General features: G+C 65.9%; 10 protein-coding genes and 2 tRNA genes. 6 read left to right on the top strand and 6 right to left on the bottom strand.

The window, feature by feature from the left end; translation table 11 throughout:
• The first annotated feature begins 80 nt into the window (after positions 1 to 80).
• Positions 81 to 156: transfer RNA gene (locus tag U1737_RS18415), tRNA-Ile, on the top strand.
• A gap of 288 nt (positions 157 to 444) precedes the next feature.
• A complete protein-coding gene (locus U1737_RS18410; RefSeq protein ID WP_248521651.1) occupies positions 445 to 702 on the top strand; it encodes a hypothetical protein in 258 nt (85 codons plus the stop codon).
• A 142-nt stretch (positions 703 to 844) separates the two neighbouring features.
• On the opposite strand, the gene U1737_RS18405 is transcribed toward U1737_RS18410, so the two are convergent.
• The 3 genes from U1737_RS18405 to U1737_RS18395 all read right to left on the bottom strand — a co-directional run bounded on the left by U1737_RS18405 (position 845) and on the right by U1737_RS18395 (position 6,036).
• Positions 845 to 1,990 carry a CaiB/BaiF CoA transferase family protein gene (locus tag U1737_RS18405; RefSeq protein ID WP_332797776.1) on the bottom strand — a complete coding sequence of 382 codons (1,146 nt, stop codon included), beginning with the start codon at positions 1,988 to 1,990 and terminating at the stop codon, positions 845 to 847.
• 114 nt (positions 1,991 to 2,104) lie between these two features.
• Positions 2,105 to 3,880, bottom strand: a complete 1,776-nt coding sequence (locus tag U1737_RS18400) for a DUF885 domain-containing protein (protein WP_332797775.1) — start codon at positions 3,878 to 3,880, stop codon at positions 2,105 to 2,107.
• A gap of 17 nt (positions 3,881 to 3,897) precedes the next feature.
• Positions 3,898 to 6,036 carry a prolyl oligopeptidase family serine peptidase gene (locus U1737_RS18395; protein WP_332797774.1) on the bottom strand — a complete coding sequence of 713 codons (2,139 nt, stop codon included), beginning with the start codon at positions 6,034 to 6,036 and terminating at the stop codon, positions 3,898 to 3,900.
• Between the two features lie 181 nt (positions 6,037 to 6,217).
• Between U1737_RS18395 and U1737_RS18390 the strand changes: the two genes are divergently transcribed.
• Positions 6,218 to 7,405 carry an alpha-hydroxy-acid oxidizing protein gene (locus tag U1737_RS18390; RefSeq protein ID WP_332797773.1) on the top strand — a complete coding sequence of 396 codons (1,188 nt, stop codon included), beginning with the start codon at positions 6,218 to 6,220 and terminating at the stop codon, positions 7,403 to 7,405.
• Between the two features lie 27 nt (positions 7,406 to 7,432).
• Here U1737_RS18390 and U1737_RS18385 read toward each other — a convergent pair whose 3' ends face one another.
• Both U1737_RS18385 and U1737_RS18380 read right to left on the bottom strand, forming a co-directional pair.
• Positions 7,433 to 7,855, bottom strand: coding sequence for a YybH family protein (locus U1737_RS18385; RefSeq protein ID WP_332797772.1), 423 nt, complete (start codon positions 7,853 to 7,855; stop codon positions 7,433 to 7,435).
• A gap of 7 nt (positions 7,856 to 7,862) precedes the next feature.
• Positions 7,863 to 9,536, bottom strand: a complete 1,674-nt coding sequence (locus U1737_RS18380; protein ID WP_332797771.1) for a putative bifunctional diguanylate cyclase/phosphodiesterase — start codon at positions 9,534 to 9,536, stop codon at positions 7,863 to 7,865.
• Positions 9,537 to 9,672: 136 nt separating this feature from the next.
• Between U1737_RS18380 and moaA the strand changes: the two genes are divergently transcribed.
• The 3 genes from moaA (at position 9,673) to U1737_RS18365 (ending at position 11,625) form a co-directional block, all read left to right on the top strand.
• The gene (gene moaA, locus U1737_RS18375; protein WP_332797770.1) at positions 9,673 to 10,686 is read left to right on the top strand and encodes a GTP 3',8-cyclase MoaA; all 1,014 of its coding nucleotides are present in this window, start codon (positions 9,673 to 9,675) and stop codon (positions 10,684 to 10,686) included.
• Positions 10,683 to 11,462: an NAD kinase gene (locus U1737_RS18370; RefSeq protein WP_248521663.1), complete on the top strand. Its 780-nt coding sequence runs from the start codon at positions 10,683 to 10,685 to the stop codon at positions 11,460 to 11,462. Before moaA ends, U1737_RS18370 begins: the two co-directional genes overlap by 4 nt.
• A gap of 88 nt (positions 11,463 to 11,550) precedes the next feature.
• Positions 11,551 to 11,625: transfer RNA gene (locus tag U1737_RS18365), tRNA-Asn, on the top strand.
• Between the two features lie 234 nt (positions 11,626 to 11,859).
• Here the strand turns inward: U1737_RS18365 and U1737_RS18360 are convergent.
• Positions 11,860 to 13,821: an NPCBM/NEW2 domain-containing protein gene (locus U1737_RS18360; protein ID WP_443027157.1), complete on the bottom strand. Its 1,962-nt coding sequence runs from the start codon at positions 13,819 to 13,821 to the stop codon at positions 11,860 to 11,862.
• Positions 13,822 to 13,978: the final 157 nt, after the last annotated feature.

The following is a 13,978-nucleotide window of genomic DNA, read 5'->3' as shown; positions in this document are numbered from 1 at the left end:
TCGGGGGCGCCCTTTTTCTTTGCGCATTTGCTGTGCGGCCTTTTGCCGGATGATCGCTTGCGCTAACGCAGGCGGCGGTGGGGCCTGTAGCTCAACGGTTAGAGCTGGCCGCTCATAACGGCTAGGTTGCGGGTTCGATTCCTGCCGGGCCCACCAATTTTTTCGCCGGTCTGTTCGTCGGTCGATAGCGACGCTCTCCGCGCTGAACCGGATGCCGGGAATCGATCGATTCTGGCGCTATCGCTTTCGTTTCAGGCGAAACAATCATCCGGCGGCCAATCACCAGACGTAAGCAGACATGCGAAGGCCCAGGTCGAACGGACCGTCTAATTTCAATTTTGGAAGAAACAGGGCGTCGATCTTTAAACTTTGTGAACAATCTACCGTGCAGGAACGTTTTTGTAGGCCGCGGTGGTGTTCGCCGTGCTTTCGGGAGACTTTGTAATGTTTATCAAATCCTTGGCCATGGCGTCGGCCGGCCTCGCACTCGTTGCTGCACCTGTCGCCGCCAGCGCTGCACCGACCAGCCCCGCTGGCAGCCTGTCGGTGAGCAAGTCCGTTCGCTCGGGATCGGCAACCGGCGACAAGAGCAAGATCGCCGGCGACGGCGGCCTGATCATCGTCGCACTCGCCGCTGTCGCGGTTGGCGGCGGTCTGTACCTCGCAATCGATGGCGATAGCGACGATTCGGATAGCAACTAATCTACCGGGCCGGTGTGAAAGCACCGGCCCACACCAGCATACCGGATCATACCCGCAGGCCGATCGATCGAAACCGCTGCGAACGCGCGACCATCGATCCTAGGCACCGCCATGCCGGACAGGACCGGAACCGCGTCCTGCTTCAGGCGATAACCTTCTCCGCCGTCAACGCTGCTATAGATGCTGGCGAATATCCGATTTCCGCGAGAACACGCGCCGTGTCGGCTTGCCCATCGGCCATGCGTGGCGCGACCGTCGGTGTAACGGAATAGCGCGGTGCAGGCGTCGGCTGGATCACCCCCCCCGCCTCGATGAACGTGCCGCGCGCGACATTGTGCGGATGCGCGGGCGCCTCGGCTAGCGACAAGACCGGCGCGAAACAGGCGTCGCTATGCTCCAGCAGCGCGCACCATTCGTCGCGAGTCCGGCTTGCGAATATCGCCGCCACCCTTTCCTTGAGCGCCGGCCATCCGCGTGGGTCCATCTGCCGGTCGAACGCGGGATCGGCCGCCAGTCCCGCCTTCTCGCGCAGCACGGCGTAGAATTGCGGCTCGATCGCGCCGATCGACACGTATGTCCCGTCGGCACAGGCATAGGTATCGTAGAAATGGGCGCCGCTATCGAGCAGGTTTACGCCGCGGGCGTCGCGCCACAGGCCCTGCCCGTGAAAGCTCCAGATCATGCTCATCAGCAACGCCGCGCCATCGGTCATCGCGCAATCGATCACCTGCCCCTGCTCTGTCGTCCGCGCATGAAGCAGGGCGCTAACCATACCGAACGCGAGCATCATCGCGCCCCCGCCGAAATCCCCGACCATGTTGATCGGCGGCGTCGGCTTCTCGCCCACGCGCCCGAAGGCATGTAACGCCCCGGCCAGCGCGATATAGTTGATGTCGTGCCCCGCGGCCTGCGCATAGGGCCCGTTCTGCCCCCAGCCTGTCATACGACCATAGACGAGCCGCGGCCTGAGCCCGAGCAGCACCTCCGGCCCCAGCCCCAATCGTTCGGCCACGCCAGGCCGGAACCCCTCGACGAAGCCATCCGCCGATGCGACCAGATCGCGGACGACACCGATCCCCGCGGCGGACTTGAGATCGACCGCAATCGTTTTCCGCGATCGCAGTAGGATGTCCTTGGCAGGATCGCCGCCCGGGCCGCCCCTTTTCGCGTCCGGGCGCTCGATCCGGATCACTTCCGCCCCGTGATCGGCGAGCATCATGCAGGCGAACGGCGCGGGCCCGATCCCGGCAAGCTCGACGATCCGTATCCCGGCGAGCGGGCCGGTCAACGCCGCAACCCTGTACGGCGCCCACGAAATGCTGCGGCCATGACACCCCTCCGATGACTTCTTTTTATCGGAGCAGGGTCACAGCATTCGCAGACCCGGTCAAGCGACCGACACTTACCCGATCGGCAGGTCGAGCAGCAGCTCGCGGACATAGCGGACCGGCGGCGAACCATGCGCGAGCAGCGCATCGTTGTAGCGCTTCAGGTTGAACGCCGCGCCCTCACGCTTCCTGACCTCGTCCCGCAGTGCCATATGCTCCGAATAGCCGGTGAAATAGCTCAGCAACTGGGTCGAGCCGAGCGACGCGCGGACCCATTTTCCGGCCGCCTCGCGCTCCTGCTGGAACGCGGTGTGCGTCATCAGCTGCATCGCCTGCTCGCGCGTCATGCCCTCGGTATGGATGCCGATGTCGAGCAGCGAGTTCGAGATCGAGCGCAGCCGCATTTTCAGCACGGTCAGCTTGAAGAGCGGATCGCCGTTCAGATAGCCCTCGTCCGCCATCATCCCCTCGGCATACACCGCCCAGCCCTCGATGAACGGCCCCGAGCCAAGCACCGCGCGCAGCGTCGACTGCGTCGCGTTGGCGTGCGCGAGCTGGAGGAAATGCCCCGGCATCGCCTCGTGCACGGCCAGGTCGTGGATCATGTAGTCGTTATATTCGCTCAGGAACGAGGTCGCCTGCGTCTCGGTCCAGTCGTCCGGGACCGGCGAGACGGCGAAGAACGTGCCCAGGTTCTTCTCCAGCGGACCCGGCGAATCGCAATAGGCGACCGCGACGCCCTGCTGGAATTTGGGCATCGTGATGATCTTCACCGGACCGTCGGGCATCCCGACCAGCCCCTTGTCGCGGACGAACGCGGTCGCCTGCGCCAGCGCCTTGGTCGAGGCGTCGATCATGCCGTCGCGTGCCGGACGTTTGGCGTAGGTGAGTTCGAGCGCGGCCTGGATCGCGGCCTGTTGCTGCGCGTCGGATGGCTTGTCGGGGAGCAGCAGCGCGCCCGGCTTGGCGCCGAATATCTGCCGTGCGATCGCGTACATCTGCGCGCGCGTATCGACGATCGCAGCTTGTGCGCGCCGCTTGATTTCGGTCCGGGTGAGGTCGGATTGCAGCGCGAAGCCGAGCTTCTTGTCGTACAGCGCCGCGCCGAGGCGGAAGTCGCCCTTCGCGCCCGGCACGAGCGTCTTGTCGAGCCAGACCTGATGCTCGGCCACTGCCGCCTTCAGCGTCACGAGGGCCGCGTCGAAGCGCTTGGCGTCCGCAGCCGACAACTCCGTCTTGTGCGGCGCGAGCATGCTTTCGGCGATGTCGACGATACCGCTGTTCTGCTTCGCCACCGTCGTCGCGTAGATCGAGGGCACACGCGCAACCACGATGTTCGCGCGCGCCTGCGCCAGCAACGCCGGCAGCGCCTCCATCCGCGCGGTCGCCGCCTTCAGGCGCTGTGGCCACGGCGCGAAATCGCGTGCGGCCAGTGAATACAGCGATCCGCCGGCGATGTCGTTATAGACCTGCGGATCCCACGCCCAGCCGCGCAGCGTATCCGCATCCCAGATGTCGTAGCGCAGCGCATTGTCGAGCAACGCCGCATCGACCTGCTCTTCGCGCGACAAGGCTTTCCGATCGATCCGCTGGAGGTCCGCTAGCATTGCCTTCGAGAATGCCTCGCGCTTGGTACGCCCGGCCGCCGACATATCGGTGACCTGCGCGTCGAACCGGTGATCGCCAAGGCCGGTCGCCGAAGACGGATTGAGCCGCGCGAGGCCATCGACATAGCGCTTCGACAGCGATGCGAACGTGGCGTTCTCCGCAGCGTGCACGGCTGCGGTCGGGATCGAGGAAACGGGCAGCACCAGGATCGCGGCGCCGAGTAGCAGACGGAAGTTACGCATGGTCTAATTCCTGACGATCAGCGCTGTGGAGCGGTGCCGAGCTGGGTGTTGAGATAGACGGTGACGAGCGCCGCGCGCTTGGCGTCCTCGATCTTGTCGGCGCCGGCCGCGTGGCCGCCCTCGGGGTTCTCATAGTAGAAGAACGGGTCGGCATATTCCTCCAGCCGCGCCGCGAATTTGCGCGCGTGGCCGGGGTGGACGCGGTCGTCCTCGGTCGAGGTGTAGATGAACGGCACCGAGTATTTCACGCCGCGCTTCAGGTTCTGGTAGGGCGAATATTGCGAGATGAACGCCCAGTCGGCCGGCTTGTCCGGGTCGCCATATTCGCCGATCCACGACGCGCCTGCCGACAGATGCGAATAGCGCTGCATGTCGAGCAGCGGCGATCCCATCACGATCGCGCCATACAGGTCCGGCCGCTGCTCCATCGCGACGCCGACCAGCAGACCGCCGTTCGACCGCCCCGACACCGCGATCTTCCGTTTCGCGCTGACTCCGGTCCGCACCAGATCGTCGCCGACCGCGTGCAGATCGTCATACGCCTTTTGCCGGTTCTCACGCAGCGGCATCTGGTGCCAGCGCGGCCCGTATTCGCCGCCGCCACGGATATTGGCGAGCACGAACGCATTGCCCTCCTCGACCCAGAACAGACCGGCCGGGCCCGACCGATAGGGCTGGTCGACGAGGTAGGTCGGCGTCTGCGCATTGCGGAAGCCGCCATAGGCATGGACCAGCGCCGGCACGGGTCCGCTCGTGCCCTTTTTCCGCACGAGGAAATACGGGATCTTGCTCCCGTCCTTCGACGTCGCGAACCGCTGTTCGACCTGCATTCTGGAGGCATCGAACCGCCCAGGCAGCGTATCGACCGTCGCGGGCTGGGCGTTCGGACGGACGGCATAGAGCGTTGGCGGACTGAGGAAACTCTCGACCATCGCGAAGGCGAGATCGTCCTTGCCCGCAGTCGCATCGAGGTGGATCGTCGAAGCGGTCGGCAAAGCCGCGACCGCCTGCGTCCAGCGACCGTCCGCACGGCGCGTCAGCGACACGAGCCGCCCCGATACGTCGTCGAGCATCTTCACCCACAGCACCGACTTGCTCGAATCGACCTGTTCCACCGCCTGCGTCGCGGTCGGCACCAGCACCCGCTCGATCGTCGGCGCGCGGCCGGCCAACACGTCGGCGATGCTGTAGGCGACCACTGCTCCCGCCGGCACACCGCGCCAGTCGGACGCCAGCGTCGCGATCAGCCGGCCGTCGAGCACGGTGTTGATCACCGCGTCGTCGGGTAGCGGCGACGGCACGAGCCGGCCGTCCTGCGCGACATGGCTGCGCTTTGAATGGAAGAAATCGGTGTCGCGGACGACCAGCGGATAGCGCTGCTCGCCATCCGGAAATACGCTGACGTTGATCCCGACGTCATCCTGCGTCGCGCTGGCGATCTCGGTCGCGGCGGTCAGTGGCGTACCGCGGCGCCACAGTTTGGCGACGCGCGGATAGCCCGATTTGGTCAAGCTGTCGGGACCGAAATCGGTCGCGACGTACAGTGCGTCCGGCCCAGCCCAGTTCAACCGCGTCTTGAAGATCGGCACGACGAAGCCGTCCGCGACGAACTTGCCCGACGGGATGTCGAACTCCCGCTCCTCGACCGCGTCGCCGCCGCCGTTCGACAATGCGACCATGCAGCGATCATAGGACGGCGAGCGACAGGTCGCACCCTTCCACACCCAGCTCTTGCCCTCCGCCTTGCCGAGCGCATCGACGTCGATCAGCGTCCGCCAGACCGGCTTGCCGCTGCTGAACGACGCCAGCGACGCGACCCGCCAAAGGCCCCGCACGTTGCTCTTGTCCTGCCAGAGGTTGAGCACCTGATCGCCGATGATCTGGTCAGGGTTGGCGATCTGGCGGTCGGCCTGCAACAGGTCCAGCGCGCGCTGGCGGTACGCCGCATAGCCAGGCTTCGCTTCGAGCGCCGCCAGCGACCGCGTATTCCAGCGCTTCACGGTGTCGAGGGCCCGCGCACCGTGAATATCCTCCAGATACGCGTTCGGATCGGCCGGATCGGCAGCAGGGGCCTGGGCGGGAGTCTGTACAGGAATCTGCGCGATCGCACTCGCAGATAGCGACAGCAGGGCAATGACGGGAAGGCGAAGATGCATGGTTACGCTTTCTTGCATGGATGGCGCGATCTTAAGGACTACGGCCCGATCCGCCACTCCCTTCCTGGTTTCGATCCGTCGCCGCCGACCAAAGGCGCGTGTTCGCCGGCCTGACGTGCGAAAATCTGTCCGACTTCGCTGGCGCCCGGTGTAGTGTCCGACAAAACATAGGAGAGGCACCATGGCCGCTGCACCCAAGAGTGCGCCGCATTTTGGCGATTACCAGAACGCGATCTACTTCGCGGGGCTGAACGGCGTGCTGCCGAGCGTGCCGGTCGACTTCGCGACGCTCGAAGCGCGAGCGTCCGCCGCGCTGCCCCCCGCGACGCTCGCCTATCTGCAGGGCGGGTGCGGCGATGAGCAGACCCAGCGCCACAACGCCGACGCGTTCGCGCATTGGGGGATGACGCCGCGGATGATGATCGATTGTTCCCGCCGCGACCTGTCGATCGAGCTGTTCGGCATGCGCCTTCCGACGCCGCTGTTCATGGCGCCGGTCGGAATCAACGGCATTTGCACCCAGGACGGTCACGGCGATCTCGCAGCGGCAAAGGCCGCCGCCGCCACCGGCGTGCCGCTTTGCCAGTCGACGCTGTCGAACGATCCCCTCGAAGACGTCGCTGCACAATTCGGAGACACGCCGGGCTTCTTTCAGCTCTACACCCCGAAGAACGACGCCCTGACCGAAAGCCTCGTCCGCCGTGCCGAGGCCGCCGGGTACAAGGCGATCGTCGTGACGCTGGACACCTGGGTCACGGGCTGGCGGCCGCGCGACCTGAATACGGCGAACTTCCCGCAACTGCGCGGGCATGTTCTGGCGAATTATTTCAGCGATCCGGTGTTCCGGGCGATGCTCGACCGTCCGCCCGAAGAAGACCCCGCGGCGGCGGTGCGGCAATGGGCGGGCGTGTTCGGCAAGGTGCTCACCTGGGCCGACATGCCGTGGCTGCGGTCGCTGACCAAATTGCCGCTGGTCCTGAAGGGCATCTGCCATCCCGACGATGCACGGCGCGCGATCGATGCCGGCGCCGACGCGATCTATTGCTCCAATCATGGCGGACGGCAGGCGAATGGCGGCATCGCGGCGATCGACATGCTGCCGGACGTCGTGGCAGCCTCGGGAGAAACGCCCGTATTGTTCGATTCCGGCGTGCGCTCGGGCACCGACGTGGTGAAGGCGCTGGCGCTCGGTGCCGCCGCGGTGGGCGTCGGTCGGCCTTATGCATATGGGCTAGCGCTAGGTGGCGCAGCGGGCGCGGCGCACGTGCTCAAATGCCTGCTGGCGGAGGCGGACCTGCTGATGGCGGTCAACGGCTATCCGACGATCACCGATATCCGGTCCGCTGGCGCGTTGCGTCAGCAGCCGTAGCGGCACTGTGCCGTCAACCGCTAGGGGTCAACTGCTGTGGTCCGCGATGATCTGCCACGCCGTACCACGCCGCGCGAAGACCAGGGTCGTCATCCCGCTTTCGGTCGTCGACGGTCCGCTCAGGGTCCAGCGCGCGACGAGCAGCGCATGGCGTGGATCGATCCCCCGCATCTCCAGGAACGCGAACGACAGCGTGCCGCGTGCGTTGCCGGCACCGCGAAAGCTCGGCTGGTATTTGGCGGCAATCCCCGGCTTGCCGCGCAACACGCCCTTCGGGGTCACGAACACCGCATCGTCCGCGTAGATCGCCATGAACCGCGCGAGGTCGCCGGCATTCCAGCCGGCGGCGCTCGCCTCCATCGCCTGGCGGATCGCCGTTTCCGCCGGCGCTTGTGCGGCCGCCGGTATGGCAACGAACATCGCCACCGGCAGGATCGAAGCACGCATCATTTTCGCATCACTCCCGCATCATCAGTTCGAGCAATGCCGGCTCGGTGACCGCCTCGGATACCAGGAACCCCTGGTACAGGCTGCATCCCGCGGCGGCCAGCAGTTCAAGTTGCGCCGGCGTCTCGACCCCCTCGGCCACCACGACCATCCCGAGCGATCGTGCCATCGTGATCGCGCCCGCCACCACCACGCGGTCGCGCGCGCCGCCGTCGATATCGCGGACCAGCGACTTGTCGATCTTGACGTAATCGAGCGGCAGCGATTTCAGATAGGCAAGGCTCGAATAGCCGGTGCCAAAGTCGTCGATCGCCACCCGACACCCCGCCCCGCGCAACTCCGCAAGCAAGGCCGACGCCGAGGCCAGATCCTCGATCAGCCCGGTCTCGGTGATCTCGACGGTCAATCGACCACGGGGAAACCCGCTCTCGTCGACGCGCGCCAGGAACAACGCCGCGAAGCCCGGCCGGGTGATATCCGCCGCGGTCAGGTTCAGCGACACCCGCAACGTGCCGAGTGCTTCCGGCCATGCCACCGCCCGCGCCAACACCAGGCGCTGGATATGATCGGACAGCGCAATTCCCAGATCGGCACGGTCGGCGGCATCGAACAGCGTGTCCGCGCCAAGCGGCCCGAGCGTCCTGTGGCTCCAGCGCGCGAGCGCTTCGACGCCGGTGATCTTGCCGCTTGCGACCTCGATCTGCGGCTGCCAGCGCAGCTCGATCTCGTCGCGTTCGATCGCGTGGTGCAGATCGATCGCCAGCGCATCGATTGGGGCGACCCCGTCGGGCAACGCGACGTGCAGCACCGATCCGTCGCTCGCCTTCGCCTCGGCCAGCGCTTCACTCGCGCGGCGAAGCAGTGCGGCGGCATCGTCGCCCGGCTGGCGCTGTGCCACGCCGAACCGGCAGCCGAGTACGGCGCGCGCATACGCGACCGTGAACGGGCGCGCGAGCGCCGCATCCAGCGCGGTGATCGCCGCCGTGACCGCCGCCCCCGACGCTTCGATAACCAGCACGAACTCGGACCCGCCCAGCCGCGCGACCATCGCCTCGACGCCGATGGCTTCGCGCGCGACCGTTTCGGTACGACGGACAGCCGCTTCGATCAGTCCGTCGACCGCTGGCCGACCATGCGCGGCGTTGACGATGTCGAGCCGCGACAGGGCTACCAGTACGACGGCGACGGGGCGGTCCTCTGCGATCCGCCCGACGATCCAGCGCCGCGCTTCGCCCGTTTCCCGATCATATCGCGACGCGCCGGGTATACCACGTCGGTCGATCGTCCCGCCCGAAGCACGCGCCGCATGGCGCCCGGCAAACCGCAAGGCCTGCACCAGTTCGCTTTCGCTCGCAGGGCTGGCGAGAAACTGCGTCGCGCCGGCATCGAAGAATTCGCGGATCGCCTCGACGTCGCCGCGCGAGACCAGCACCAGCAACGCTGCCCCGTTGGTCGCCACCAGCCCACCGAGCGCACGCACCGCGGCCAGGCCCTCGTCGAGCGCGCCGCGTGCGTCGATCAGGGCGACCGCGGCATGGCTTGCGAGAAACCGGCTGCCGATCGCTTCTGCGTCACCGAAGACCGCAGCACGCCAGCCGGCACCAGCCCCCGTGGATGCCAGAATCTCTTCAATCTCATCGCGTTGACGGAACGATACTGCAAACAGTGTCGTTGCTGTCTGCATGTCTTCCATATCCGTCGCACCCAATACCATCGGTGCGAGCTTAGCTGGCGCATCGCCCCCCGCCAATCCATTTGCCCGTCCATTACCGGCCGATCCGGCCTTGTTACCGGGACAGCCACGTCCTAGCTCTGAAGGGATGACGTCAGCGCCAGCCCTCAAGCAGAAGCCGTTGCAGGACACACACGGCCGCACGATCAAGTATCTGCGGATTTCGGTGACGGATCGCTGTGACCTGCGCTGCCGTTATTGCATGGCCGAGCAGATGACGTTCCTGCCGCGCGCCAAGCTGTTGAGCCTCGAAGAGATCGCGATCATCGCCGAGCGCTTCATCGCGCGTGGCGTGACGAAGATACGTCTTTCGGGTGGCGAACCTCTCGTGCGTCGCGACGTTGCGGAACTCGTCCAGCGCCTCGGTCACAACATCGGGTCGGGGCTCGAAGAGCTGACGATGACCACCAACGGCACGCGCCTCGCACAGCATGCCGAGGCGATGGTCGGCGCCGGCATCCGCCGCGTCAACGTCAGCATGGACAGCCGCGACCCTGAGCGCTTCCGCTACATCACCCGCCATGGCGACGTCTCGCAGGTGATTGGCGGCATCTACGCGGCGCGTGACGCGGGGCTGGCGATCAAGATCAACATGGTCGCGCTGAAGGGCTTTAACGAGGACGAGATCGCACCGATGCTCGCCTGGTGTCGCGACGAAGGCTTCGACCTCTCGCTGATCGAGACGATGCCGCTCGGTGCGATCGACGAGGACCGTACCGATCGTTTCCTGCCGCTGACCAAGGTGTTTGACGAACTCGGCCAGCAGTTCACGCTCGCGCGTGATGCCCACAAGACCGGGGGCCCGGCGCGCTACTGGAACGTCGACGGCACGCGCACGCGCCTCGGGCTGATCTCGCCGCTGACCGCCAATTTCTGCGACGGCTGCAACCGCGTCCGCCTGACCACCGAGGGCAAGCTCTACATGTGCCTCGGCCATGACGATCAGGTCGATCTGAAGGCGGCGCTGCGCGAAGGCGGTACCGCCGGGCTCGACGCAGCGATTGACGCCGGCCTGTTCGCCAAGCCGAAGGCGCACGACTTCCGCATCGGCCAAGGCGAAGGCCCGGCCGTCGCGCGCCACATGAGCGTCACCGGCGGATGAGCCGGTACGAGCGGCGGGCGCTGGTTGCGTCCAACACCCCGCCCGCTCGTGCCGCAGAGGCCCAGCTCGCCGACATGGGCGAGTGGGTGTCGGTCGAGGACGCCGACGTGATCATCGCGCTCGGCGGCGACGGGTTCATGCTCCAGACGCTCCACGCCATGCTGGAACGCCGCAAGCCGCCGGTCCCCGTGTTCGGGATGAACCTCGGCACGGTCGGTTTCCTGATGAACGAATGGCGGCATCACGGGCTCGGCGACCGCCTGGAGCGCGCAAAGCCGTTCAAGGTCGTCCCGCTCAGCATGACCGCGCTCGGCGTCGACGGGCGCACGCACACGCTACCCGCGATCAACGAGGTGTCGTTCCTGCGCGAGACCCGCCAGACCGCCAATCTCGAAGTGACGGTAAACGACCGCATCGTCCTGGCCGAGCTCGCCTGCGACGGTATTCTCGTCGCGACGCCGGCCGGCTCGACCGCTTACAACCTGTCGGCACAGGGCCCGATTCTGCCGCTCGGCTCCGGCATGATCGCGCTGACCCCGATCAGCCCGTTCCGCCCGCGGCGCTGGCGCGGCGCGATCCTGCCGGACAAGGCCCGCATCGGTATCCGCGTGCTTGATCCCGGCAAACGCCCCGTCTCAGCGGTCGCAGACCAGCGCGAGATTCGCGATGTCGCACAGGTCGACATCTGCATGGACCGCGCGCGCGAACTGACGCTGTTGTTCGATCCCGAGCACGCGCTCGACGACCGGATCACGATGGAACAGTTCGTCTCCTGAGCGCGGTTTATCGCGGACTTTGCATTTTTGCGGCGAAACCTGCTTGCATCGTCCGACTGGCCGTTTATAGAGCCGCCTCCGGCAACGTTCCCTGATAGCTCAGCGGTAGAGCTCTCGACTGTTAATCGAGTGGCCGTAGGTTCGAATCCTACTCAGGGAGCCATTTTCCGACAGGGCTGATACAGTCCTCTGCGGCTCAGACAGCCCGCACCCCCAGCTAAATTACGACCCAGCCGACCATCGCTATTATGGCGTGTCTGCACGCGTAGGTGCCGGCTAATTGGCCTTGGACGCCCCCCGATGCGCAGCATGCGATCGTCACGATCAGCAGACCCGGTCGACCACGATAGAATGGAACTGCGGGTCGAGATCAGCATCGACGTCGCTTCTCTCGCCGTCATCGCGTGAGCCTCGCATTCGCCCACACCGCAGGGCGCGGCGGCAGCGCGGCGCCCTGCCCGGTCGATCGCGTTACGAGTTCGACGATCTTCACGCCGGTCACGTCGGCCTCCAACGACGCCGCAGGATCGCCGAAACCGATCGGTGGCGAGGTCGCAAGCAGCTTGCCGTCGCCATAAATCGCGAACCGCAGCGGACTGCTGGCCGCCGGACCTGCGTCGTCGATACCGACCTCGGCCGCAAACCGGGTGAACCCTGCGTTACGAACCTCCAGCCGCGAACCGGCCAGCACGCCCAAGCCTGTGTCATAATCCTTGCCGGCAATCCGCAGCACCTGACCATATACCGCGCGATCCGCCCGCGCGCCGCCCCAGCCGCCATATTGAACATGCTCGCCCGGCCCCTTGGTGCCCGACCATGCGGTGACCGAATGATGGATCGTCGGGTCGGCGCGCGCGGTATCCACGCCGTCGACCGCGGGATTAACGCGGCCCGGTTGTTCGGACAGATACAGCCCCTCGTTCAACCGTCGCGTACCCTGCGCCCGGAACACCAGCGTCTGATGGGCCGCCAGCGTAAAGCGCGTCTCGCCGGTAAACCGCGTCGTCTTCTTGCTCCACAGGTCGACCAGCGTCACCGGCGCATCGTCGCGAAACTTCATCTGTCCGGCCTGCAACACGACATCCACCGGGGCCGCATCGCGGTTGAACAGCGCTACGCCCTTGCTGCCGTCGGCGAGCGTCTTGACGAAGAATTGCACGTCGTCGCTGTGATAGGCGATCACGGCCTGATTGCCCGCGGGATCCTGGTTCAGCGCGATGATATCGCGGTTGCCAAACACTGACAGCAGTGCCGGCGTCAGCTTGCGAAGGTCGTACCCAATCACGAGGGGCGAATTGATCATCGCCCACAGCGCGAAATGCGACTTCGCTTCGGTCATGTGCTGCGCATCGAACTCCCCGGTGCCGACGAACAGCATGTCGGCATCGTTCCACGACCCCGGATGCGCATAGAGCGCACGCTGCGCGGCGGTGTCGAAATTGGTCAGCATCCGCGTCCAGTGCGGCGTGATATCGTCGCTGGTGCGCGAGATGTTGCCGAGATCCTTGCCCCAGGCGCGAACGTCGGCCGATCCCCAAAGGCACAGCGACAACAGATAGTCGCCGCGCGGGCGTTCGCGGTGCAGCGCCGCGCCGACAGAACCGTATAGCGCGCGAACCGCCGCGACGTCCGTCCGGCCCAGCGACTGCATGTCGATGATCGGCGGGAACGCACGGTACAGCCCCGATCGCACCCGCGGGTGATCCGCCGGCAACCCGCGCACCCCGCAGCCATCGACCTTGATCAGATCGAAGCCCCATTCGGTGAAGAACAGCCGGATATCCTGATCGACGTGCCCATAAAGCCCCACCTCGCGCTCGGCAACGCTGCCGACGGGCTGGTTGTCGAACTGCGCCGTGTAGATCTGCCCGCAACTGTTACGCCCGATATCCGAATAGATTCCGGCCTTCAGTCCCATTGCGTGCAACCGGTTCGTGAGCGGCCGGAAGCTGGTATAATCGGCACCCTGGCTGCTCGCGGCTCCCGTTCTCGCCAACATGCGTGCCGACGGAAATTGCGCGGCGCGGATGACCATGCGTCCGTCCGAGGTCCGGCGTTTCAGCCACCAGCCATCGTCGATATTGACGTAGCGATACCCCATCCCCGACAGCCCCGTATCGACGAGCGCCTGCGCGGACGCGAGGATCTTTTCCTCGTCGATACCGCTGTTGAACGCGTTCCAGCTGTTCCAGCCCATCGGCGGAACGGCGGCCTGGCCCTGTTGATTCGCACTCCAGCGGCCGGTCGGATCGAGCGGATCGGCCGTCACGGCGCCCGGCATCAGAGTGGACGCGAGCAATGCGGCGAGCGCGTACCTCCAGCGGCGGGATGCGGTATCGAGCGAGGAAGCGATCGGCATTACTGGTCTCCCAAAGAAACGGTCGTGAAGGCGGGCGGCGCGAGACACCCGATACGCTCCAGATGATACCGATATCACGGACAGTTGCGCTCGAATATTGCATCGACGCCTTCTCTGTCACGATGCAGGGCCGAACGCAGACCCCGCAACGCACGCA

The organism is Sphingomonas fucosidasi (assembly GCF_036663855.1).
Taxonomy (GTDB): Bacteria; Pseudomonadota; Alphaproteobacteria; order Sphingomonadales; family Sphingomonadaceae; genus Sphingomonas; species Sphingomonas faeni_B.
Note: the sequence above shows the minus strand (reverse complement) of the source record. Positions and strands in the feature narration are given on the sequence as shown.

What these genes read in the sequence shown, in the direction of transcription:
- U1737_RS18385 (WP_332797772.1), bottom strand. Translation starts at nt 7,855, where the DNA reads ATGATGCGTGCTTCGATCCTGCCGGTGGCGATGTTCGTTGCCATACCG.
- U1737_RS18400 (WP_332797775.1), bottom strand. Translation starts at nt 3,880, where the DNA reads ATGCGTAACTTCCGTCTGCTACTCGGCGCCGCGATCCTGGTGCTGCCC.
- U1737_RS18410 (WP_248521651.1), top strand. Translation starts at nt 445, where the DNA reads ATGTTTATCAAATCCTTGGCCATGGCGTCGGCCGGCCTCGCACTCGTT.
- moaA (WP_332797770.1), top strand. Translation starts at nt 9,673, where the DNA reads ATGACGTCAGCGCCAGCCCTCAAGCAGAAGCCGTTGCAGGACACACAC.
- U1737_RS18395 (WP_332797774.1), bottom strand. Translation starts at nt 6,036, where the DNA reads ATGCATCTTCGCCTTCCCGTCATTGCCCTGCTGTCGCTATCTGCGAGT.
- U1737_RS18360 (WP_443027157.1), bottom strand. Translation starts at nt 13,821, where the DNA reads ATGCCGATCGCTTCCTCGCTCGATACCGCATCCCGCCGCTGGAGGTAC.
- U1737_RS18390 (WP_332797773.1), top strand. Translation starts at nt 6,218, where the DNA reads ATGGCCGCTGCACCCAAGAGTGCGCCGCATTTTGGCGATTACCAGAAC.
- U1737_RS18380 (WP_332797771.1), bottom strand. Translation starts at nt 9,536, where the DNA reads ATGCAGACAGCAACGACACTGTTTGCAGTATCGTTCCGTCAACGCGAT.
- U1737_RS18370 (WP_248521663.1), top strand. Translation starts at nt 10,683, where the DNA reads ATGAGCCGGTACGAGCGGCGGGCGCTGGTTGCGTCCAACACCCCGCCC.